The following is a 20,842-nucleotide window of genomic DNA, read 5'->3' on the forward strand; positions in this document are numbered from 1 at the left end:
TATAGAACCCTTCTATTAGGTCTTATATCGCCGTCATCGTCGTGTTAGCGCTTACATATTGGGTCCAACTGGGAGGGATTGCAAGCGTCGGAAGGGCTTCAGCGGGTTAACACGGACCATCTAAGCGGCCTTGTTCGGCATCTTCGGTTCTTATATAAGATATAAGAATTGGCGGTACTGGCTTGTCGAACTTCGTGAAGATGAACCCGCGGGACTTTTCTGGGCACATCACCTTCGTCAGTACGAATGAAACGTCATTTCTCTGCGTAGCACGGGGATGTGGAAGCATGCGGGCAACACACGCATCAACGAGGAGGGACGAGGGCGCGCGCATCGCGCACGGGTATTGTGATGTGTCCTGCGAAGGCAGGGCGAGTGAATCCGGCGAGTTGCTGCTATCCCTGGTTGCATTCGGCATGGCCCGTCTTGCCGTTCACAAATACGCATGTTATTCGGGCCAGTGGCTCTTTGAGAGGGGCACGCTGAGATACAGGGCGTGCTGTTCGATACGTCGAGCCCTTATCGCTGTTTTGGGGCGGACTGAGATTGCAACTCGTAGCGGTTCGTTCACCTCGGGCCCCCGAATGAAGATCAGACTGTTTTGCGTACGCTACGGCGACAACGTCCCGTGGTGTGTTTCTCCGGAAACAGACTGAATGAGACAGATCCGGATTGACTACAGGAGAGAACGTCGCGGTGTTCAACAGGAGGACGGCCAGCAAACCAACGATTGAGGCACTCTCATCATCCGTTCAAGGATATTAGTTGACATAATATAAATTATCACCAATTTTTGTGTAGAGGCTAAGTTGTAATGTCCGCTTTTAGCCAAGTTCAAATGTCCGCTTCGAGGCGGCATAAGCTTACCCTGCGTCGATCCTCCGGCGCCGGAGGCTGCGATGGCTGCGACGGACAGGATCACCATGACGATGCGTGAGCTGGACAGGTTCAAGGTCATTCAGGCCGTGGCGGACGATCTGCTCAAACCGTGGCGCGCTGCGCAGCGGCTCGGCCTGACGACGCGACAGATACGACGGCTGGTCGCGCGCCTGCGTGGAGATGGCCCGGCGGGTCTGGTGTCCGGCCGATGCGCGAAGCCGAGCAACAACCGGCTCGATGCCGGCACCGCGGCTCGCGCGCTGGCGATCATTCGCGAGCGCTATGCCGATTTTGGCCCGACGCTGGAGTGCGAGAAGCTGCGTGAATGCCATGGGCTGCGGCTGGCCAAGGAAGCCGTCGGGCGACTCATGACCGATGCCGGCCTGTGGATTCCGAGGCGTCAGCGGCCGCCGAAGATCCATCAGTTGCGCAGTCGTCGGGCCTGCGTGGGCGAGCTGGTGCAGATCGACGGCAGCGATCACCGGTGGTTCGAGGAACGGGCGCCGGCGTGCACGCTGCTGGTGTACGTCGACGACGCGACCAGCCGGCTGATGGCGCTGCACTTCACGGCGACCGAGTCGACCTTCAGTTACTTCGAGGCGACACGCGGGTATCTCAGGCAGCATGGCAAACCGGTGGCGTTCTACAGCGACAAGGCCACCGTGTTCCGCTCGGCGCAGACGTCGACGACGGCCGGCAAGGGATTTACGCAGTTTGGGCGGGCCCTGTACGAGCTTAATATCGAGTCATGGTGTGCGAACAGCAGCCAGGCCAAGGGGCGGGTTGAACGGGCGAATCTGACCTTGCAGGACCGGCTCGTGAAGGAACTGCGGCTGCGTGGGATCGATACACATGAAGCCGCGAACGACTATGCGCCCCACTTCGTGGCCGACTACAACACGCGCTTTGGCAAGCCACCGAAGAGCGCTTTTAATGCACACCGGTCACTGCGCGACGACGAGGATCTCGACCTGATCCTGACGCACCGGGCAACACGCTGCGTGTCGAACACGCTGACCGTCCAGTATGACCGGGTGATCTATCTGCTCGAAGACACGGCCGCGAACCGTGGCCGGATCCATCACTACATCGACGTCTATGAATATCCGGACGGCCGCATCGAGATCCGTGCGGACGGCAGCACTCTGCCCTGCTCCCGCTATGACCGGCTCTCGGAGATTGATCAGGGGGCGGTCATCGAGAACAAGCGTCTGGGGCACGCGCTCAGGGTTGCCCAGCAGGTGCAGGCCGAGCGCGATAACCGGCGCGCGGCAGGCTCGCCATCGCGCACCAATCGGGGTGACGAAGTTCGACCCAGGGTCCGTCCCACCGGGACGCGCAAGCAACGCGAACTCACCGTGGGCGACCTGAACGAGATCGTGCTGGGAACCGCCGGCGAACGGGCAGGCTCGGTGCTTAAAACCCCTTCCAGATAGAGATATTTAACCACTCAGAAGCGGACATCTGAACTTGGCCAGAACCCGGACATCTGAAACAGGCCTCGACATTGTGTGTTAGTCCAAAGTTCAGATGTCGTGTTTCCGCTAAATTGAAATGTCCGGTTTCCTGCTCCCGGCTGACTGTTGTGGCGCATGCTGCGGGCCCGGAGCCAGACCATGAACGGACGTGGATTCATCACGATCAGCATGCACGAGCTCGAGCGTGTGAAGATCATCGAAGCAGTCGTGGAGCGGTGGCTGACGGTCGTGCTGGCGGCCGAGCGGCTGCAGCTGTGTGAGCGTCAGGTCGGCCGGCGGGCATGCCCGCGATCGAGTCCGGATATAAGTCCGCAACCACCCTCCTCGCCATGAACAATTACCTTGCAAATGGCCGGCGACCATATAAGAAATGTCCGGTTTCCTGCTCCAGACCCGCGGCTGCGGCGCATGCAGCCGCAACCCAGCCAACCCGGGAACAGCATACGCGAACTCGACCTTGTGTGAACTCGGCGCACACGCTTTGAAGGTCTTATACCAAAGCAAAAGTGACCCGGTGAAGTGGCCAGCCATGTGCCGATCCGGTGATCGTGCGATTGTGAAACCGCACCTGTATCACTAAAGATGCGCGCATCGTGGATTGATATCTTGGACGGACTGGGACGTGTCTGAAAACCTGTGAATCGGTCAACCGTGGCAAGCGTTTCATTGGCGACTATCTGAACCGTTGCAACCAGAAACAGCCCCATTCGAGTCTGTCCGATCAGGCACCGGATGAGGCGTACTTCGCGACACTGCCAGCGATTAAATCGGCAGCTTGATGACCCCGGACGCTGCCACTTATTAACTCGATCCAACTGTCTGACCGAACGGGGCCACCTCTTTCACCGGGAGCTGAATGATGCATGAAATGAAAAATGTCTTAGCGGGAGCCGTCTTCGTGGGGTCCGCCCTGAGTCTCACGACGGCTCATGCACAGGACGTCAAGGACAACGACGCGCCGTACGTGCCAACAGCATGTTCCGCGCATGTCACCGAAGCGCCTTCGAACGTCGCAGACGATCAAAATATTGATCCGGCAGTCCGCCAGTTCCTGTTGCCACTTAATAAAGATCCAAGCCCGTTCTGGGAACAGCCTCAACCCAAACCCCAGGAGGTACTTACCGGCCTGCAGAATAAGACTCCCGTCGATATGTCGGGCGTGACGATCTCGGAGAAATCGCTGACCGTCGACGGACGCACCATAAAGTTGTTCATCACGAAGCCCAACCATATGGCTGCGCATCCCGGCGTCATCCTCTTTCTCCACGGTGCTGTCTGGCTTGCCGGCAACTTCGAGAATCATAAGCGGCTGGTGCGCGACCTCGTCGTTGAATCCGGCCAGCCGGCCGTGTTCCCGGAAATTACGAATCTCCCGGAAGGAAAGTTTCCGGTGCCACTGAACCAGGCTTACGCGACACTCGAGTGGGTAAGCTCACATGCATCCGAGTTCGGCGCTGATCCACGGCGTATCGCGGTGGCCGGCAATTCGGTTGGCGGTAATATGACCGCAGCCCTAAACCTGATGGACAAGGACCGAAACGGACCAAAGATCAGCTATCAAGTGTTGCTTTGGCCGGCAACCAATGCGGGAGTCGATACTTGCTCTTACCAGGAATATGCGAATAACCGTTTCTTGAGCAGATCTTTTATGCAGTACGGCTGGGATCACTATGCGCCGACCGAGAAAGAACGGGAGAACCCGTACGTCTCACCTTTGCGCGCCAGTACGGCTGAGTTGCAGGGACTTCCGCCAACCTTGGTCATCACCGAGGAAAATGACGTGCTCCGGGACGAAGGCGAAGCTTACGCGCATCGCCTCCAGGACGCAGGCGTGTCAACGGTGTTCGTGCGCTATAACGGAACCATTCACGATTTCGCCCTGCTCAATGGGCTGAGGGATCTGCCAACCACCAAGGCTGCTATCCGGCAGATCGCGGATGGCATCCGCGAACACATTGGCAAGTAAGGAACGGCTGCTGAAGGCGGGCTTGCCCGCCTTCACATCGCTTATCGCCAGCACGGCCCGCAAAGGCGGGCATGCCAGGGGGCAAATAAACGGTGATGCCGGGAAGTTCGAGAGCGGCCACGCGCCGTTCCCGATGTAGCGCACGAGCTTTAGCCATTGACCTTGCGGGTAGCGCAGCGTTTTTCAGACTGCAAAGTGTTGCGCAATCAATCAGGCTCGCGAGCATCGATCTCGACTACCCGAACGAATGCGATGCAGCCGGCGTATTAACCACACCCATTAACCACACCCGTCGTCGAGAACGGACGCCAGGATCATTGCGTCGGCATTGCGCGGCGCACGGCCGCAGGCGCGTGGCTTGTACACCGCGTCGCCGCGACGAATCGGCTGCCTGCTCATCGCGCAGACGCCCTCGGTGTAGGCCCGCGACGCGCACCAGACCTGGTCGCCATAGCAACAGCGGGTCGAGTCGCGCCAGGAGATCGTCGCCGTCGTCGGCGACGGCCGGTCAATCAGGCTTACCGTGACGGTGTGAAGCGACGTGCCGTAAACATGGCGCGCCCCGTTGCCTCCATTCAGCCAACTATCACGGCCTTTCGGCCCGCCCGCAGGCGCGGACAACAAGCCAATGGTTTGCATCCACGGATCGATGATGTTTGCGTTTGCCAGCATGGCGCGACTCCTGTTGAAGCGTTACCTGATCGAACGGCTTTTCTATTCGGTCTAGCGCCGCGAGTCGCGGTATTCATCGACTACTTCGCCATGTACATGGGCCCTCACGAGGGGTTCGTCGGCTTCGCGGCAGTCGTCGATAGACAATGAAATCGCCGGCATGCGTCAGAAACGCCTTGCTGATCGCGAGAAATGAATGGACGTGCTCATCGAGCGGCATTCGCTTTCATCCTCCAGCAGCAAGGGGTCTCGCCGACAAATCGCTTGAACACAGTCGTGAAATGCGCTTGCGAGCGAAAGCCGCAGCTCAGCGCGACATCGACGACGTTGTGCTTCGAGCTCAGCAACAGATGCTGTGCGTGTTCGATCCGGCGGCGCAACAGGTATTCATGCGGACGCAAGCCCGTCGCGCGCCGGAACTGTGCGGCGAAATGCATGCGGGTGAGGCCGGCACTCGCGGCAATGTCGGCAAGGCCGATCGTCTCGGACAGATGCGCGTCGATGTACTCGACCACACGGTTCATGCGCCACTGCGGCAGCGCCGCCCCTTCGCGGTTCTGCGCGTTCGATACAGTGAATTGACGCGCGACAATGCGCGACACGATGGCGAGACTGACACTTTCAGTAAAAACCTTGCCCAACGCGGCGTCGCTGGTCTGTGAAACGGCCAGCGCCTGACCAAGCCGGTCGAGTGTGGGATCACGCACGAGCTTCGGGTCGCCAAGCACGATGTCGCCCGCATGTGGATGCTGAAACAGGTCTTCGTAGCACTCCGCGAGAACTTGCTGCGACGCGAACAGATGTAGCACATCGACGGACGATTCGAAGACGGCACTGACGGGTACGGCGGGCGCTGTAACCTGGACTACACCCGCAGTCACCCGCCCTTGCGTGAGCCTGCGGCCCGCGTGATTGAAGGTCAGCGACACGCATTTCAGAGCCAGGCCGATGCAGTGATCGGACTCGTTGCCGTGATTGACCACTTCGACCGGTGTGGGGATGTTGCGCGTCCAGCGCGACACCAGCACATTGTCGTGCTGCCGGTGCGGCTGCGCGTGATGCGCGTGATGCGCGCGTGGGCTGCGCCATAGATGCTCGGCGTCGATTGGGCCGGCGATGCCTGGCGAAGCGATGTCGGCACCGGTTTCAGGATACGAGAGCAGCGAGCGCATGATATGTCCGTCCGATAGAGTGATCTTCCTGCGGTCAAAACACCGGCACCGCGATGACTCAAAGTTAATCAAACGGAGCCCACGTGCCTAGCCGTACAGACGGTTGCCTACGGCGTCGAATGGGTGGGTCAACCTATATGAAGGTTTAATGCGGACGAGAATGCGCAGGTGCAAAAACGCGCGACGGCCCACGGGGGGCGTCAAATTGCGAGAGATTCGAGGGATTGCAGGGAAAAGCGAACGGCGATGTGATTGTCGCCGTTCGGGGGTAAAGATACCCGTGCGGGCTCAGTCGTGCTGAACGCGCGGCGGCGTAGGGGGGCTTTTTGGCGATTTGACGCCGAGCGCTTCCGCCATTAGCACGAAGTCGGCAAGCGAGCGCGACTCCATCTTCTTCATTGCCTGTCCGCGGTGAATCTTCACCGTGATTTCGCTCAGGTTCATTTCGCCGGCAATCTGCTTGTTCATCAAGCCTCCCGCGACAAAGGCCATCACTTCGCGCTCGCGCGGCGTGAGCGACCCGTAGCGGCGGCGCAGATCCGCGACCGAGCGATCCACTTCGCGCCGTTCTTCGTCCTTGCCGACAGCAGTCGCCACGGCGTCCAGCATGTCCTGGTCGCGAAACGGCTTGGAGAGAAAGTCCGTCGCGCCGGCCTTCATCGCCTTGACCGTCATGGCAATGTCGCCATGCGCGGTCATGAAAATAATCGGCACGCGCAATTCGCCTGCCGCAATCTGTTCCTGCACGGCAAGACCGCTCTGCCCTTTGAGCCGCACATCCAGAATCAGACAGCTCGGCAAATCCGGCTTCTGGAACGCAAGAAATTCCTGTGCGGCCGCGAACGCTTCAACCCGCAAGCCGACCGAGCGTAGCAACATGCTGACCGCTTCACGCATCGACTCATCGTCGTCGATGATATAGACAATCGAGTGACTCGCCGCATTGCCCGGTTCACTGCTCACGGCAGATTTCCTCATCGAGCGGCAGAGTGAACTGCAGCACAGCCCCCCTTCCCTCTTCCGATTCCGCCCAGATCCGGCCACCGTGCGCCTCGACAATCGAGCGGCAGATCGACAATCCCATTCCCATGCCTTCCGCCTTGGTCGTAAAGAATGCGTTGAAAAGCCGCCCGGCGTTCTCTGCGCTGATGCCGGTGCCGGAGTCTTCTACGAGGACCTGCGCATGTCGCGCATCGAAGCGGTGCGTGCGGATCCACAGTTTCCGCGGCCGCCCCGTGATGCCCGACATCGCCTGCATGCCGTTCATTATCAGGTTGATGATGACCTGCTGCAACTGCACACGGTCGGCACACACTTGCAGTGGCGGACATGCGTAGTCGGCATCCACTTCGACGCGATGCCCATCCAGTTCGCGGCGCACCAGTTCGATGGAGTCTCTTACTATGCCGTTCAGATCGAGCATGGTATGACTCGGATCGCGCTTTTGCGCCATCGAGCGTATCTGACGAATCACATCGCTCGCGTGCCTGGCGTCGCGGATCATCTGGTTAATCGACTGCCCGACTTCCTTCAGGTCGGGCTGCGGACGGTTCAGCCAGCGCTGGGCAGCGTCGCCGCACGTGACAATCGCCGCAAGCGGCTGCGTTACCTCGTGCGCGATCGTCGCCGCCAGTTCGCCGAGCATCGTCACGCGCGTCACGCGCGCGAGTTCGGCTGTCGAGCGGTCGAGTGCTTCCTGCGACACCCGCCGTTCCGTCACGTCCATCAGCGCGCCGACGTACTCGGGATGGGCCGACTGCGGTGCTGCAAGACGCGCGACGTAATGCACGAATTTGATGCGTCCATCGGGCATCGCGAGACGATGTTCGACATCGACGATGGGCGCACCCGCGAGGCTCTGAAGATAAGCGTGCCTGACGAGCGCGATGTCTTCGGGATGCGAGCGCTCGAGGATCAGGTGGAAACCGGGTGTGACGAGCTTCGAATAGCCGAAGATCTGATACGTTTCGTCAGACCACCACATCTCGCCCTCTGGCAGTTTCGTCGCAATGGTGCCGGTGCGGCTCAGGCGCTGTGCGTCGGACAGGAACGCTTCGCTGCGCGCGAGCGCCTGCTCCGCCTGCTTGCGTTCTTCTATATCCGTGTTCACGCCGTACCAGCGCAAAATATTGTCGCCCTTATCGCGCAGCGGTTCCGCGCCGATATGCATCCATCGGTACACCCCGTCGCTGCGCCGGATGCGCGAGACGTTTTCGAACGGCGCGCCCGTTGCAATGGCTTCGTGCCAGGCGTGCTGTACGGCGGCGTAGTCGTCGGGATGAACGATCGAGCGCCAGATGTCGCCGCCATTTTCGGCAAGCGTCACGCCCAGTTCGTTCCAGCGCCGGTTGATGAAGCTCAGGCGCCCGTCGCTCGACGAACTCCAGACCATGCCCGGAATCGTATCGATGGTCGCGCGCAATTCGTCCTTCTGGCGCTGCAACTCGCCTTCCATCTGCTTGCGGACGGTGACGTCGTTGTTAGTGGCGAGCACGGCGCGCGGTTTGCCCTTCGCATCGCGCCACAGCGCCATGCGGCTCGAAATGACGACGGCCGTGCCGTCATTGCGCACGCGCTGCAATTCGCCATGCCAACGGCCAGAACGCAACATCTCGATGCGAATCTCGTCGAGCGGAACAGAAGAGTGTGTTTGCGTCAACTCATGAATCGACTGGCCGATCGCCTGCTGCGCGGTCCATCCGTAGACCTCTTCCGCGCCGTGATTCCAGAACGTGATCAGATCATTCATGTCGTACACGACAATTGCGTCGTGCGTCAGATCAAGCAACTGCACCTGCTCTCGCAGCGTCGCGGTGTTCTTCTGATTGCGCCACGCCAGCACCGACGTCGTGGCGATGGCGAGCAGGCTGACGGCACAGCGCGCAATCGCGCCGACTGAGTAATGCTCGTCATGCGACATAAAAAACGCGATCACCGTGAGCGCCACGCAGCTCCATGCGGTGAGGATCGTAGCGAGCCGCGACGTTGTCGATGAGACAAGCAGCACCACGACGACATACAGCACTGCAATGGCGATATCGAGTGGCGTGAACGCGTCGATCAGGAATACGATCAGCGCGATGGCACCCGCGAGAGCGAACGGCACGCGCGCGTCATGCCGCATTGGTTGGTCGGCGCGTGAGCGGAATATCATGATGTCGATTGAGCGCGCCGCGCGGGAACGGGGCAGACGAAACGGCGCGATGTTGGCATAGGCATTCGAGGCAAACGTTCGTTGACGAGTACTGGAAGCCTGTGTGGTGCCGCAAGAACGGCACACCGAAGGAAGACACGCAGGACTCCGGCCCATTCAATCCGGTACATAGTATCCGAGTCGTTCAATATTAAACAATCAAGGGCCGCCGCGAGCGGGCTTAATGAATTTCGCCGCCTCTGGCCTGGAGCGTTTCGAGGCAACGCGACACGACTGCGCCATCGACAGGTTTGCTGAGCACGCACATCGCTCCGTTGTCCAGCGCCTGGCGGCGCACCACTTCCGATGCGAAAGCGGAGATAAAGATGATCGGCAGCGTAATTCCGCCGTCGAGCAGGTGCCGCTGCATCTCGAGCCCGCTCATGCCGGGCATCTGCACGTCGGAGATGATGCACGCGACGTCACCGATCTGGCCGGAGGCGAGGAAATCTTCGGCGGACGCATAAAGCCGCACGCCCCAACCCAGTGAACGAACGAGCATTGATGTGGCGATGCGGACGGATTCGTCGTCATCGATGATGGAAACTATCGGATGGGTATGCAAGCGACTTATCCTCTGCCATACATTCGGTTACGACGGCACGATGCTGTTTGGCTCGCCGCCCGGATATCCCCATGTTATGGAAAAATCCCTACCGTGAAAATCATATGTGTGTATAGGGACCGGCCCGGGGAAACCGGAAAGACAGGCTGGAAAGCGGCCCGCACAAAGACAGGCCCCCTCCTGTCACTCCCCCATCTGCTGCTTGATGATGCCCGAATGGCTGCGAACAGGCGCCCATTTTTCCTCGATCCGACCGAACTTCCAGATTGCCACGGAGACGAGCCATGTCGCGACGAAGAGTCCGACGATTGCGAAGCCGAGACTGTTCAGATCGATGCCGGATGCCCACGACCAGAATGCGCCGTGTGCATTCAGTGCATTGCTGAACAGTCCGAGGATCTCAATGGTGCCGATCACCACTCCGACTGCGACAGACAGGCCGGTCACCACCAGGTTGTAGTATATTTTCCGCACTGGCTTCGCCAATGCCCACCCATACGCGACGTTCATGAACGAACCGTCGATCGTGTCGAACAGCAGCATGCCCGCCGCAAATAACACGGGGAGGCAGAGTGTTGCGTACCACGGCAGCCCCGCAGCAGCACCGGACCCTGTCAGGACCAGCAGCGCGATTTCGGTTGCCGTGTCGAAGCCCATGCCGAACAGCAGTCCGACAAAGTACATTTGTCCAGGCTTGCGCACGATCCTCATCAGAGGCGCGAGAAGACGATTCACCACGCCACGGTTCTCAAGCCGATGCTCCAGATAAGCCTCGTCATAGCGCCCGGACTTCATGCGCCGGAACACCTTGTAGATCGCGAAGAACGAGACGATGTTCAACGCCGCAATCAGATAGAGAAAGCCGCTGGAGATACAGGTGCCGATGAGTCCCGCGACTGCGTGAAAGCCCGAACCGGCGTTCGCCACATGACCCGAGAGCGAACGCACGCCCAGTGCGACGAGAAGCGTGAGTCCGAACACGATGGTCGAGTGACCGAAAGAAAACCAGAAGCCGATCGAATGAGCCGGTTTGCCTTCTCCGACCAGCTTGCGCGTCGTATTGTCGATGGCGGCGATATGGTCCGCATCGAACGCATGGCGCATGCCGAGTGCGTATGCCGTCACGCCGATGCCGACTCCAAACACTCTGGAGTCCACGCTCAAATGCAGCGGTACGACAATGGCGATCAACGTAGTCCATCCGACGATATGCAACAAGGCAATGACCACTATCATGGCGATCGCAGTGGTATCGAAATGCAACGGCCGCGAGAATAAGGGTGTCTTGACCGACAGGTGACGGTGACCGGAACGTAAAGGCATAGTGGTCTCTGTTAATGACGACATCGGATGGGCAGACACAGCTCGCCAGGGCTATGTCTGCGCGGGCGGCATATCTGTCGGCGAGCAGACAGACGGCTAGAGCGTGTTAGGCACTTTGAAGTACTGGCACTGCGTGAACGAGCATGAGCATTGCGAAGACCACGAAATGAAGTCCTGCAAGGGTTTCGGGCAGCCGTTCATAATCACGTGCGAGACGGCGGAAACGGTTGAGCCAGCCAAAGCTGCGCTCGACCACCCACCGCCGGGGCAGCAGCACGAAGCCNCATTCGACTTGCGGCACTAGATGGCGGCAGGCTCGCTGGGCGGACTTCTGTAATGCGGTAACCAACCCGCGGATATCAGCATGATCCACCGTCGAGATTTACTGCTACGTCGCCCTCAGGAAATTCAGATGGCAGCTCAAAACCCAAAACTGATCCCCTCTTGACAAGCGGAGTCATATCAACTGTCCAGCGCTCCTGCATCCCCCTCAACTGCAAACCCGTCTCCAGGTGTGGCGAGAGAGATCTATACCGCGAGCGGTCTAGGCGTCCATCCGCTGAACGCTGCTCTTCTGTAGCCCTCCGGTAAATTGAAAACAGGTGACAGGAAGTCAAAGCCCTAGCGATGTCGCCTGCGCAACTACGCGGGAGGCGCTCGACGCGCAATTCTGGCTACCCGAGGACGCCGCCCCGATCCGCATGCTGGACGCATTTGCGGACGGGCGGCGCCGCATTATCGCGGTTGCCGAAAGAACGGCCCGCCTGCGTCCCGGTGAACCCATTCGGCTCACCGCCGACGATGTCGCGATCAGCCGGTAGGCGGCGGTTGGTTCAGGCAGCCAGCCGTCACCACCCAATACGGTGTTTCTCATCGGTCTCCCGATGCCGGCGATCGTCATCGACGTGAAGATACTGACTGGTCGTCGTCAGTGACGCGTGCCCGAGGTTATCCCGCACGAGTCGCAGATCCAGCTGCTGGTCGGCCATGTGGGACCCGGCGCTGTGACGCAACCAGTGCGCCGATGCCTGTTCGAGACGCTCCGCCCGTTGAGCGTGCTCCTCGCCTCCTGCGCGCAGGGATTGCGCCGCACCGCCAAAAACATCCTTCACGATCCGGTGCAACGCGGCGCGCGTGAGCGGCTTGAGCGACTGGCCCACCGGCAGCACGAGCGGCGTGTCCTCGCCCGGCGAGGGCAGTCGCGGTAGTCCGCGTGCCTGCCGGTAGGTGCCAAGCTCGACCATCATTTCCGCGGTGGCGGGCACCAGCCGCTCCTTGCCCCCTTTGCCCATCACCTCGAGCCACCAGCGATCGGTGCCGTTTTCGTCAGCGCGCCGGAAAAACTGCCCCATCGTATTCGTCCCGACCTCGGTGATGCGCAGACCACCCAGATAAAGCAGCGTGAACAGCCAGCGCACGCGTGCGTGGTGTTCGCGCTCGCGACCGGTCTGCGTCGGCATGCGCTGGATGTACGTCTTGACCTCGAGCCACAGCTCGGGCGACAGATACCGGACGATGCGCGGCTTGTCGCGTCTCGCGCGCTGACGTGACAGTGACAGCGGATTGCCGGCCAGATAGCCCGCCTGCACAAGCCACGCAAACATCACGTTGAGGATCACCATCGCCTGTCGCTGGCTCGGGCCGGACAGTGGGCCGTAGAAAGGCCGCCAGCGCGGATCGTGGCGGGGATGCTTGCGCCCGCCGTCGGCACGCCAGCGCGAGGCGGGCTGCGGATCGGCGAGAAAGTGCTGGTAGACGAGCAGGTCTTCGTGGGTGAGCGAGGAGAGCGGTTTGCCCATCTGCAGGACCGACCAGAGCAGCAGCCGTTCGGCTTCCTTGCGGTAGTTGTCAAAGGTGGTTTTGGTCTCGGCGAAACGGGCGAGCCAGGCGCGCAGCGCGTCGAGATCGGTGTCAGCGGCGATCTGCATGCGTCCTCCTGCGCGGTTCGAGCCGTGGCGGCCATCGAGGGCGGGCGGCAGTTCGAGGGTATCGAGCGGGCGTGGGGCGGGCAGGGCGGTGGTCATGGTCAGGGTGGTCCGGGAAGCGGCGCAGAGACGTAATGATGCGCGCGATCGGCGTCAATAGTTCAACATTATAGTATTAATGTCAAAATATAAGGACAGTGTCGTTAGAAAATACACGGTTTACGTAGTAATATTCACGAAAATCTGTCGATGAAGATCCTCATGAGTGACGTCCTGTCCCCCGACGCGGCGCTGGCCGCCGAAATCGAGCGCCTGAAGGCGGCGTTTCCGAAGACCCGCGAGCTGTACCGGGAGGTCTGCGCGCTGCTGTTCTTCCGCCATGGCATCACGCCGACCGCCAACCGGCTGTACCAGCTTGTGAAGCGGGGCAGCATGGGCACGCCGACCGCGGTGCTCGGCGAGTTCTGGGCGGAACTGCGCGAGAAGAGCCGCGTGCGCATCGAGCATCCCGACCTGCCCGCCGATCTTGGTGCTGCCGCGGGCGAGCTGGTGTCGACCCTCTGGGCCCGCGCCACCGCGTCAGCGGAGGCCGCGCTCGACGCGCTGCGCGACGAGGTCGAGGCGCAGCGCGTCGAGGCGCAGCAGGCGGTCGTCGCCGCGCGGGACGAGCTGGGACGCGTGGAGACCGCGCTCGAGCAGCGCACCGCGGCGCTGCTGGCCGCGCAGGTCGAGATACGGGATCTGGACAGGGCACAGGCCGAAGGCCACGCGCAGCGACAGGCGCTGGAGGCAGAACTGGCGCGGGTCCAGGCGGCACTGGCCGCGCGTGAGCGCGAACTGATGGAGACAAGGGAAGGGTTTTCGCGCGATCTGGCGAAGCAGCGCGAAGCCGCTGAGCGCGCGGAGGAGCGGCTCAGGGCGTCCGAAAAGCGCGCGCTGCTCGAGATAGACCGCGAGCGAAGTACCGCCGCGAAGCTGCAGAATGAGCTGGACGAAGCCTCGCGTCGCGCGGACCGGAAGGATGCCGAGCATCGCCGTGCATTGGAAACCATGCAGGCGCAGCTGGGCGACGTACGTCATCAGGCGGGCGTGCTGCAGGGGCGGCTGGATGCTGTTCAGGCGGAGAACCTGCGGCTGCAGGCGGAGACGATGACGCTGCGGGAAGTGGAAACGCGTACGCGGGAACGCCAGCAGTCGGCCGGCCCGGCCGCAGTCCGGAAGGCGCCACGCCCGACCCGTTCCTCCCGAGTCGTGCCGACCGCCAAACCAGCAACGCGTCGCAAGAAAACGGTATAAACGCACAGGTACCCGCCACCAGGGAAATGGGTTGCATGGCTGATATCTATCTGCTCGCCGGACTGACGCTTCCCCAGGGCGTCGCGCATGAGTCCCTGCCCGGGACCGTGACGCGCTTCATCTCGGATTGCTGGCACGGCATGAGTCGCACGCAGATGATTGCCCGCGCGAAACGGCGGGGTCTGCGCCTGTCGTTCCGCGCAACGGCGCCGTGTCCGTCCGGCGTAACCGGCGTGTTCGAGCTGCGCTTCAACGATGGCGCAGTGGAATGCCTGATGCTGGCCCGGCTGCAGCGTGTCGGAGACAGGAGCGGTAAGCGCCGACTGACCAGCCGGACTGACGTATCCCGCCCCCCGCCACGCGATCCCCGACAGACCAGGTTGTTCTGATGCGACGGTGCCGGTTGCCGCGTAACGCGCTGCTCGCTATGCTCGCAGCCTTCAACGGATCAGGAGTGACGAAGTGCGGCGCGTGACGGTCAGGAAATCATCGGTGCATGGGCGAGGCGTGTTCGCGCTACAGGCGATTCCCGCTGGCCAGCGGATCATCGAATATCGCGGTGAGGTGACCTCGTGGCGACGGGCCTGTGCCCGGCACCGGCGATCCGGAATGCACGGCCACACGTTCATTTTCGGACTGGCTGATGGGCGCGTGATCGACGGCGGCGTCGGGGGCAACAGCGCCCGCTGGCTGAACCACTCCTGCCAGCCGAACTGTGAGGCGATCGAGGACGAGCGGGGACGGGTTTTCATCGAGACGCTCAAAGACGTGATGCCGGGCGACGAGCTTTCTATCGCCTATGGACTCACTATCGATGACGCGATTACTCCCGAACTGATCGCTGACTATGCCTGTCGCTGTGGGGCGAAGCGATGTACTGGTTCGATGCTGGCGTTTGCGAACAGATATCAAGCGCGCCCCTGACTGACGCATCCAGCTTTTCCTTCGAAATGGTTCGCCGCAGGAAGATCCGTCAAGTTGTGCGCCGTCCCGTCCCGTCCCGTCGCGCGCAGCTGCTATCGTCATCTGTGCAAGGCCGGCGCGCCTTGCCAGCACCCCCGTCGACGGAGTAGGATTAAATCCTGTCAGCCCGGAGAGCGCCATGCGTACCACACAGCAGTTCAGCATTACCCTGCCCAACGAGATGGCCGAGCTCATCCGCACCAAGGTCGCCAGCGGCGAATATGCTTCTGAAAGCGAGGTGATCCGCGACGGGCTACGCACCCTCGCGGCCCGCGACAGGGCGATCGAGGCCTGGCTGCGTGATGAGGTGGTGCCTGCGGCCGAAGCGCTGCGCGCGGATCCCGCGCGCGCGCTCACGCCCGAGCAGGTGCGCGCTCACCTGGCGAAGAAGCGCTCGGGCGCCGCATGACCTACCGGGTGCAGTTTGCCCCGGAAGCGCGGGACCAGCTTGAGGACATCGAACGGTTCATCAGTGAAGCGGGTTCGCCCGTCACGGCGGCTCGCTACGTGGACGCCATCGTGAATTTCTGCCTGCGCCTGCAGACGTTCCCTGAGCGCGGCGTCCCGCGCGATGATCTGTTACCTGGCCTGCGCGTGACCCACTACCGGCAGCGCGCGGTCATTGCTTACCTTCTGGATCCCGAGGTGGTGTCAATCGTTGGTGTGTTCTACGGCGGGCAGGCCTGGGAACCGTCTTTCGTAGATCCGACGGAACACGACCACTGATGACGCGCCCGCACCGCGGTCACCGACGCGAGCGGTCGGTGCGCAATCGTCGAGTCAGTCGACGAGCACGACAGGAAATTGAGAAGCACGGTCAAATGGAATAACCTCGTCAGTCCGACCAGCCAACTGTTCTGAATCCGACGGATGCAGCTCGACATTTTCAACGACAGCCGCGATGTGATGCTGCGCAATGACGTCCTGTCAGCGTTGCAGCGGTACGATGCCGCGGGCGCGCGGCGCGCGCTGCAGGCCCTTGCGAACGAGTATCCGGACGATGCCCCCCAGGTGTATTTCGGTTCGATCGTCAATGCTCTCGAGGGTCGATCGACGGTACCGTTTGACCGTCACGAAGCCGCCCTGCAGGCTCGCCAGGCGCTATCTCACGAGGTCCAGCCCGCAGTCACGCATGTGTTCCCGAGGCAGAGCGGGGCGACCTGGCTCGCACCGCTCTGGGCAGAACTGGCCGGGCGCGCCGCTGCGCTGCCTTTCCGTGCGGACCACGCCGATGCGCACGCGGCGCCGCTCTTCCTGCTTGCTGCGCGGTGGGCCGAGGCCTCCGATGCGACATCGCGCATCGCGTCCTGGCGACGGATTCCAGCGCCGCTTTGCTGGATGACGGAGGCACGTTACCGGCTCGATGGCCTGGACGCGGCCTGGCCATTGCTGGTGGAGCTTGCGTGGCTTTCTCCATCCCGGTTTGACCAGCTTTTGAGCCGGCTTGGCGACGCGTGCGTCAATACGTTGCGGCGCAACTTCGATACGTCGTTCGACGGCGCCGGCGACATTGACGATCTCGCATGGTTTCCGGCGTGGGTACTCACGGAAAAGGCCGGCCTCGCGCCGCTGTTCAAACAGGCAGAGCCTTCGCGACGCAATGCGCCCGAGCGGGCGGCGAAGGTGATGCTCGAGTTACTCGGTCTGGAGCGTCAAGGCCGGCATTACGAACTGCTGGAAACCCGACGCGAACTGCAGGCGCTCAACACGGCGCTGTACGCCGCCTATATGAAGACGCGCTGAGCTGGCACCCCGGAGCATGACACGCACAACCTCTCACACCGCTCACAAGTGGGCTTTCGCCACGCGGTTCCGGCGTGGCGCCTTCGGCTGGAAATCCGCGTTGCCGATCCAGCGTCTGAAAGAAGCGCTGGCGGAGATCCGGCAGATCGCTCGCGCAGATCCTGTTCTCGCTGCGGACGGCGCGGTCGCCTTGCTCGAAAAGCTTTCGCCGGCGCTTGAACACGTAGACAGCTCCTCGGGGGCAATTGGCACTGCCGTGAATCGCGCAATCGACGCGCTTGTGCCGGTCATCGGCGGGGTGGACGTGCCCGCTCCGGTCCGGATGCGTTGGCTGGAACGCCTGTTTGACGCGCTCCAGGATGACCCGATGCCGTATATCGAACAGTTGGGCGATCGCTGGGGTGACCTGTGTACGTCGCCCGACATCGCGTCCTTATGGGCAGACAGGTTGTTGCCGATTACAGCGCGCGTGATGGGCGCTGAAGGACTGGGAGAGCATTTCGCGGGTACCACCGCCTGCCTGAGTGCGCTCAATGCCGCCCGGCGCCATGCGGAACTACTCGCTCTCGTGGATGGCGCGCGCCTGAACTGGTGGGGGTATCGCCAGTACGGGGTGGATGCACTGATCGCATTAAATCGTTCGGCTGAAGCACTGCGTTACGCGGAAGCGTCGAGGGGGCTGAATGCGCCCACTGCCGCCATCGCCCGCAAATGCGAAGCGATCCTTCTGTCGTCGGGCATGATGGACGAGGCCTATCGGCGCTACGCGATCGAGGCCAATCAGGCCACCACGCATCTCGCGACGTTCCGTGCCATCGCGAAAAAATATTCGGACAGGAGTCCCGACAGCATCCTCCACGATCTGGTCGCGAGCAGTCCCGGCGCAGAGGGGAAATGGTTCGCCGCCGCGAAGGACGCCGGCCTGCTCGATCTGGCGGCGTCGCTCGCGATGCGCGGCCCCACCGACCCGCGAACCCTGACGCGAGCCGCACGCGATTTTGCGCAGCGCAAGCCTGAATTCGCAGTGGCCTGTGGCACGGCAGCGCTGCACTGGATGGCCGCAGGCTTCGGTTACGAAATCACGGGGAGCGATGTGCTGGATGCCTACGGTGCGCTGGCGGATGCGTCCCTTGCTTCCGGCATGGAACGTGACCAGCTCAACAGGCGTCTGCGGGAGCAGTTTGCGGCCATTCCGGGGCATTCGTTCGTCGCCACGGTGCTGGCGCATCATTGGGTCGCATAACGTCGCGATGCATCCCGGTTACGGGATGGACGGTTTTTGCATGGCCCGAGCCCCGGCGTGTTGTCATCACAACGGGTCCCTCCCGGTCGTGTGGGACAGGCGCCCGTTTTGTCGCCGATGACTGGACTCAAGCGCAAAGTGGCTGGAAATGGCAGTTTTACGACAGGCAGAAGTCAGCACAGGACTTGCATCATGGAAGAGTACAACCCCGGGTGTGCGCCCGAACCTGAATCATGGCTCGAACTCGACGAACAGGAGCGAATTGCTCTCGTCGAAACGTATCATCGCGTTGCCCGTATCAAGCTTCCCAACGTCACGGCACACGCTGCGCTACATGCGATCGTCGAAAACCAGATCGCCCTGAACCTTGAGCCCGTGGTCCGGGCGATGGATCGCCTCGGGAAAGAAGGACTTACGCGACACGACGCGGTTCACGCGATCGGCTCAGTCGTCGCAGAGCATCTGTTTGATATTTTGAAGACGGATCAGAACGACGATGCTGCGACTTCGCAGGCGCGTTATTACGCGGCGGTGGAGCGGTTGACCGCCGCAAGCTGGCGCAGAGGTGAACACTGATGCCGATACCATCGAAACTTCAACCGTGGTTTGAAGCGAGGCAGCGTTTCAGATTGAGCCATGCTCATATCCAGATGGCGCGCGAACTGGGATTGAATCCCCGAAAATTCGGATCCCTGGCTAACGGGCAGCAGGAGCCGTGGAAGCGCCCCCTCGCAGAATTTATCGCGCACTGTTATCACAAGCGCTTTGGTCGTGCTACGCCTGAACACGTGCAATCTCTGGAAGAAGTCGTGAAGCGTGCGGCCGCCCGGCGCAATGAGCGGCGGGAAAGAAAAACGGTTGTGGTGCAATTCGGATACGCCGGTCTGTTACGCTCGAGTTTTCGACGAGCACGAGCCAATGCGCAAGCTAAAAAACATTGACGGATTGTTCAACGGTTGCCACTTTGATCGCGAAGTGATCGTCCTGTGCGTGCGTTGGTACCTCCGTTACAAGCTGAGCTTTCGAGACCTCACTGAAATGATGGCTGAGCGCGGTCTGACGCTGGCGCACACGACGATCATGCGCTGGGTGTCAAGCGCTTCACGCCGGAGTTCGTCAAACGCTGGAATCGCCTGGCCATGACATCCGGTCAGTCGTGGCGAGTCGACGAGACCTATGTGAAGATCCGCGGCAAATGGGCCTATCTTTACCGCGCAGTTGACCGGGCAGGAAAGACGGTCGATTTCCGGCTCAGCGCCAGGCGTGATGTGGCTGCAGCCAAAGCCTTCTTCGCGAAGGCGATCAGGAACCAGGGCCGCAGTCCAAAGTCGATCACGCTGGACGGCTACGCGGCGTCTCATCGCGCCGTGCGTGAAATGAAGACCAATGAGTTACTGCCCAAGGAGACGACGTTGCGATCCTCAAAGTCACCTCCTTATACACAAATCGGCGTGCCTGGAATCGATGCTGGATAGCAAATCAGCCAGGAGGGGGTTGTTAACAATGCGGATTTCCTTGTGATTACCCACTATCTCGACGCGCCAGCTGGTATCCGATCTCGATTTCCATCAGCCGATGCATGCCGCGCCAGATGACCTTGTTGCCGGGTGGGGGATCGTTGGCGCGTGCGAGATAGCCACCCAGCTGCGCGAGCTTGACCAGGCTGCGAGACAGGCAAGGCGCCTGTACGATACGCGCGGTGTCTTTGACAAGCTGGTCAAGCAGTGACACCTCAGTTGCGGTAAGTGCCACCTCTGGTGGAGCCTCGGGTGCAGACCGGTTGATCTCGGTCAGCCAGAATACGCGCCAGGCGTGGACGCAGAAGATGGCGATCAGATTGGTCAGGCGGCTGGCGGTGCGCAACTGTGACTCTTCAGCCTTGCAGCCGGACTTCAGGTTCTTGTGAAACACCTCTATTTTCCAGCGCATCGCGTACCAGTCGATCTTTTCGATTGCCTCCACGCGAGAGTTCACCGGCAGATCCGTGAGCAGTTTCCATTCGACACGTTTGCGACCCACTGGCTCGCCGCGCTCCGTCGCATGGATAACAGTCAGCTTACGTGCTGGATAGTGTCGCTGTTTTGCGAGGGGCGGCCAGACCGTGAGGCGCCGGTAACGGATCTCCAGAAGCGCCTGGTGAGGACTACCTTTGGCGTCGCGAAATTCGATCCGGTGCAATCCCTTGATCCGCACGTCTGACATTTCGTCAGCAACGGTATGTCCGCCGTCACCGGCCAGCCTGTTCGTACAGGTACGAACCAGAAAATGGATAGCGTCAAGCAGGACGTCCGGTTTACCGACATTTTATATGAACGCCCCCTTATGCGCCAGTTTTCGCGTGCTTTGATTTAACAGGATAGGCTGCAGCTTTATATACGGCCTTCTTGCAGCCTCATCCGCTGCGGGCCCCGATGAAATCCGCTA

At 61.2% G+C, this 20,842-nt stretch carries 20 protein-coding genes and 2 pseudogenes; 13 read left to right on the forward strand and 9 right to left on the reverse strand.

Going from position 1 to position 20,842, the window contains the following annotated elements; genetic code table 11:
- Positions 1-899 precede the first annotated feature (899 nt).
- From AC57B1_RS09475 to AC57B1_RS09485, 3 genes are all read left to right on the forward strand, one after another.
- On the forward strand, positions 900-2,315 hold the full coding sequence (locus AC57B1_RS09475; protein ID WP_496417358.1) for an ISNCY family transposase: 1,416 nt from the start codon (positions 900-902) through the stop codon (positions 2,313-2,315).
- A 180-nt stretch (positions 2,316-2,495) separates the two neighbouring features.
- Complete coding sequence (locus tag AC57B1_RS09480; RefSeq protein WP_496417359.1) at positions 2,496-2,690, forward strand: hypothetical protein; 195 nt, start codon at positions 2,496-2,498, stop codon at positions 2,688-2,690.
- 523 nt (positions 2,691-3,213) lie between these two features.
- Positions 3,214-4,323: an alpha/beta hydrolase gene (locus AC57B1_RS09485; protein ID WP_496417360.1), complete on the forward strand. Its 1,110-nt coding sequence runs from the start codon at positions 3,214-3,216 to the stop codon at positions 4,321-4,323.
- A 279-nt stretch (positions 4,324-4,602) separates the two neighbouring features.
- Here the strand turns inward: AC57B1_RS09485 and AC57B1_RS09490 are convergent, their stop codons facing one another.
- The 8 genes and pseudogenes from AC57B1_RS09490 to AC57B1_RS09525 form a co-directional block, all read right to left on the reverse strand.
- Positions 4,603-4,995 (reverse strand): DUF3331 domain-containing protein, encoded by a 393-nt coding sequence (locus AC57B1_RS09490; protein WP_007177156.1) that lies wholly within the window; start codon positions 4,993-4,995, stop codon positions 4,603-4,605.
- A 206-nt stretch (positions 4,996-5,201) separates the two neighbouring features.
- Complete coding sequence (locus tag AC57B1_RS09495) at positions 5,202-6,167, reverse strand: helix-turn-helix domain-containing protein (RefSeq protein ID WP_496417361.1); 966 nt, start codon at positions 6,165-6,167, stop codon at positions 5,202-5,204.
- A gap of 288 nt (positions 6,168-6,455) precedes the next feature.
- Positions 6,456-7,145, reverse strand: coding sequence for a response regulator transcription factor (locus AC57B1_RS09500; protein ID WP_496417362.1), 690 nt, complete (start codon positions 7,143-7,145; stop codon positions 6,456-6,458).
- The gene (locus AC57B1_RS09505) at positions 7,120-9,291 is read right to left on the reverse strand and encodes a PAS domain-containing sensor histidine kinase (RefSeq protein ID WP_496417363.1); all 2,172 of its coding nucleotides are present in this window, start codon (positions 9,289-9,291) and stop codon (positions 7,120-7,122) included. The genes AC57B1_RS09500 and AC57B1_RS09505 overlap by 26 nt, the downstream gene beginning before the upstream one ends.
- 250 nt (positions 9,292-9,541) lie before the next feature.
- Entirely contained in the window at positions 9,542-9,925 is a 384-nt protein-coding gene (locus AC57B1_RS09510) for a response regulator transcription factor (protein ID WP_007177161.1), read from the reverse strand.
- 183 nt (positions 9,926-10,108) lie between these two features.
- Positions 10,109-11,248 carry a Nickel transporter NicT gene (gene nicT / locus AC57B1_RS09515; RefSeq protein ID WP_197740279.1) on the reverse strand — a complete coding sequence of 380 codons (1,140 nt, stop codon included), beginning with the start codon at positions 11,246-11,248 and terminating at the stop codon, positions 10,109-10,111.
- Positions 11,249-11,354: 106 nt separating this feature from the next.
- Positions 11,355-11,537: pseudogene (locus AC57B1_RS09520) on the reverse strand (transposase); the annotation flags it as partial.
- A 559-nt stretch (positions 11,538-12,096) separates the two neighbouring features.
- The gene (locus AC57B1_RS09525; RefSeq protein ID WP_496417364.1) at positions 12,097-13,272 is read right to left on the reverse strand and encodes a tyrosine-type recombinase/integrase; all 1,176 of its coding nucleotides are present in this window, start codon (positions 13,270-13,272) and stop codon (positions 12,097-12,099) included.
- A 162-nt stretch (positions 13,273-13,434) separates the two neighbouring features.
- Here AC57B1_RS09525 and AC57B1_RS09530 point away from each other — a divergent pair, with 162 nt between their 5' ends.
- From AC57B1_RS09530 to AC57B1_RS09575, 10 genes and pseudogenes are all read left to right on the forward strand, one after another.
- The gene (locus AC57B1_RS09530; RefSeq protein WP_496417382.1) at positions 13,435-14,469 is read left to right on the forward strand and encodes a DNA-binding protein; all 1,035 of its coding nucleotides are present in this window, start codon (positions 13,435-13,437) and stop codon (positions 14,467-14,469) included.
- 35 nt (positions 14,470-14,504) lie between these two features.
- On the forward strand, positions 14,505-14,858 hold the full coding sequence (locus AC57B1_RS09535; RefSeq protein WP_496417365.1) for a hypothetical protein: 354 nt from the start codon (positions 14,505-14,507) through the stop codon (positions 14,856-14,858).
- A gap of 73 nt (positions 14,859-14,931) precedes the next feature.
- On the forward strand, positions 14,932-15,393 hold the full coding sequence (locus tag AC57B1_RS09540) for an SET domain-containing protein (RefSeq protein ID WP_496417366.1): 462 nt from the start codon (positions 14,932-14,934) through the stop codon (positions 15,391-15,393).
- 178 nt (positions 15,394-15,571) lie between these two features.
- Positions 15,572-15,841, forward strand: coding sequence for a type II toxin-antitoxin system ParD family antitoxin (locus tag AC57B1_RS09545; protein ID WP_496417367.1), 270 nt, complete (start codon positions 15,572-15,574; stop codon positions 15,839-15,841).
- On the forward strand, positions 15,838-16,158 hold the full coding sequence (locus tag AC57B1_RS09550; RefSeq protein ID WP_496417368.1) for a type II toxin-antitoxin system RelE/ParE family toxin: 321 nt from the start codon (positions 15,838-15,840) through the stop codon (positions 16,156-16,158). The genes AC57B1_RS09545 and AC57B1_RS09550 overlap by 4 nt, the downstream gene beginning before the upstream one ends.
- Positions 16,159-16,302: 144 nt before the next feature.
- Entirely contained in the window at positions 16,303-17,175 is an 873-nt protein-coding gene (locus tag AC57B1_RS09555; RefSeq protein WP_496417369.1) for a hypothetical protein, read from the forward strand.
- 16 nt (positions 17,176-17,191) lie between these two features.
- Positions 17,192-18,418, forward strand: coding sequence for a hypothetical protein (locus AC57B1_RS09560; protein WP_496417370.1), 1,227 nt, complete (start codon positions 17,192-17,194; stop codon positions 18,416-18,418).
- 192 nt (positions 18,419-18,610) lie between these two features.
- Positions 18,611-18,994 carry a hypothetical protein gene (locus AC57B1_RS09565; protein ID WP_496417371.1) on the forward strand — a complete coding sequence of 128 codons (384 nt, stop codon included), beginning with the start codon at positions 18,611-18,613 and terminating at the stop codon, positions 18,992-18,994.
- Positions 18,994-19,359 (forward strand): hypothetical protein, encoded by a 366-nt coding sequence (locus AC57B1_RS09570; protein WP_496417372.1) that lies wholly within the window; start codon positions 18,994-18,996, stop codon positions 19,357-19,359. The genes AC57B1_RS09565 and AC57B1_RS09570 overlap by 1 nt, the downstream gene beginning before the upstream one ends.
- Positions 19,337-19,845 (forward strand): annotated as a pseudogene (locus AC57B1_RS09575) (IS6 family transposase); the annotation flags it as partial. The gene AC57B1_RS09570 and the pseudogene AC57B1_RS09575, both read left to right, overlap by 23 nt.
- 94 nt (positions 19,846-19,939) lie before the next feature.
- Here the strand turns inward: AC57B1_RS09575 and AC57B1_RS09580 are convergent.
- Positions 19,940-20,701 (reverse strand): IS4 family transposase, encoded by a 762-nt coding sequence (locus tag AC57B1_RS09580; protein WP_496417383.1) that lies wholly within the window; start codon positions 20,699-20,701, stop codon positions 19,940-19,942.
- Between the last annotated feature and the right edge of the window lie 141 nt (positions 20,702-20,842).

It is taken from the genome of Paraburkholderia sp. BGA-UO-ETr-F21, assembly GCF_059567925.1.

What these genes read in the sequence shown, in the direction of transcription:
- AC57B1_RS09530 (WP_496417382.1), top strand. Translation starts at nt 13,435, where the DNA reads ATGAGTGACGTCCTGTCCCCCGACGCGGCGCTGGCCGCCGAAATCGAG.
- AC57B1_RS09545 (WP_496417367.1), top strand. Translation starts at nt 15,572, where the DNA reads ATGCGTACCACACAGCAGTTCAGCATTACCCTGCCCAACGAGATGGCC.
- AC57B1_RS09560 (WP_496417370.1), top strand. Translation starts at nt 17,192, where the DNA reads ATGACACGCACAACCTCTCACACCGCTCACAAGTGGGCTTTCGCCACG.
- AC57B1_RS09550 (WP_496417368.1), top strand. Translation starts at nt 15,838, where the DNA reads ATGACCTACCGGGTGCAGTTTGCCCCGGAAGCGCGGGACCAGCTTGAG.
- AC57B1_RS09490 (WP_007177156.1), bottom strand. Translation starts at nt 4,995, where the DNA reads ATGCTGGCAAACGCAAACATCATCGATCCGTGGATGCAAACCATTGGC.
- AC57B1_RS09475 (WP_496417358.1), top strand. Translation starts at nt 900, where the DNA reads ATGGCTGCGACGGACAGGATCACCATGACGATGCGTGAGCTGGACAGG.
- AC57B1_RS09485 (WP_496417360.1), top strand. Translation starts at nt 3,214, where the DNA reads ATGATGCATGAAATGAAAAATGTCTTAGCGGGAGCCGTCTTCGTGGGG.
- AC57B1_RS09505 (WP_496417363.1), bottom strand. Translation starts at nt 9,291, where the DNA reads ATGCGGCATGACGCGCGCGTGCCGTTCGCTCTCGCGGGTGCCATCGCG.
- AC57B1_RS09480 (WP_496417359.1), top strand. Translation starts at nt 2,496, where the DNA reads ATGAACGGACGTGGATTCATCACGATCAGCATGCACGAGCTCGAGCGT.
- AC57B1_RS09555 (WP_496417369.1), top strand. Translation starts at nt 16,303, where the DNA reads ATGCAGCTCGACATTTTCAACGACAGCCGCGATGTGATGCTGCGCAAT.
- AC57B1_RS09570 (WP_496417372.1), top strand. Translation starts at nt 18,994, where the DNA reads ATGCCGATACCATCGAAACTTCAACCGTGGTTTGAAGCGAGGCAGCGT.
- AC57B1_RS09565 (WP_496417371.1), top strand. Translation starts at nt 18,611, where the DNA reads ATGGAAGAGTACAACCCCGGGTGTGCGCCCGAACCTGAATCATGGCTC.
- AC57B1_RS09495 (WP_496417361.1), bottom strand. Translation starts at nt 6,167, where the DNA reads ATGCGCTCGCTGCTCTCGTATCCTGAAACCGGTGCCGACATCGCTTCG.
- AC57B1_RS09500 (WP_496417362.1), bottom strand. Translation starts at nt 7,145, where the DNA reads ATGAGGAAATCTGCCGTGAGCAGTGAACCGGGCAATGCGGCGAGTCAC.
- AC57B1_RS09525 (WP_496417364.1), bottom strand. Translation starts at nt 13,272, where the DNA reads ATGACCACCGCCCTGCCCGCCCCACGCCCGCTCGATACCCTCGAACTG.
- nicT (WP_197740279.1), bottom strand. Translation starts at nt 11,248, where the DNA reads ATGCCTTTACGTTCCGGTCACCGTCACCTGTCGGTCAAGACACCCTTA.
- AC57B1_RS09535 (WP_496417365.1), top strand. Translation starts at nt 14,505, where the DNA reads ATGGCTGATATCTATCTGCTCGCCGGACTGACGCTTCCCCAGGGCGTC.